Raw genomic sequence first — 839 nt, forward strand, 5'->3', positions numbered from 1 at the left:
CTAGCCCAGCCATTTAGATGTATTGCTCACAACGGTGAAATTAATACGATTGAAGGCAATAGAAACTGGTCTACAGCGAGAACAAGCAAGTTTGCTACAGACGAACTGCCTGAGCTGGGAGAATTATCTCCTTTGGTGAATCGTACTGGTTCAGATTCTTCCAGTATGGATAATATGCTTGAGGTACTTCTGGCAGGTGGTGTAGACCTATTCCGTGCCGTTCGTATGATGATTCCACCTGCATGGCAGAACGTTGACACCATGGATAGCGAACTACGTGCTTTCTATGAATATAACAGTATGCATATGGAACCATGGGATGGACCGGCTGGTCTGGTTCTAACTGACGGCCGTTACGCCGTCTGTTTACTGGATAGAAACGGTTTGCGCCCAAGTCGTTGGGTTATCACTAAGAATGGTTACATTACAGTTGCATCCGAAATTGGAACTTATGGCTATAAGCCGGAAGATGTTGTTGCTAAGGGTCGAATTGGTCCTGGACAGATTCTAGCGGTTGATACTGAAACGGGTGAAGTGCTACATACTGATGATATCGATAGCCGCCTTAAGTCTGCTCACCCTTATAAAAAGTGGCTAAAAGAAAACGCGGTTCGTATTGAGGCAACGCTAGACAAAGATCATGAAGCGTTCCAAGCAATGGATGCTGATACCCTAAAGACGCACATGAAGATGTTCCAGGTGACTTTCGAGGAACGAGATCAGGTATTGCGTCCATTAGCTGAGGCGGGCCAGGAAGCAGTAGGTTCGATGGGTGATGATACGCCAATGGCAGTATTGTCGACTCGTGTTCGTTCAGTTTCAGACTACTTTAGACAGAA

At 46.0% G+C, this 839-nt stretch carries 1 protein-coding gene; it reads left to right on the forward strand.

All coding sequences use genetic code 11. From position 1 onward, the window contains the following. The coding region (locus tag A3756_RS22765; protein ID WP_304438930.1) for a glutamate synthase central domain-containing protein at positions 1-839 on the forward strand (839 nt) is incomplete at both ends.

This window comes from Oleiphilus sp. HI0086 (assembly GCF_001635225.1).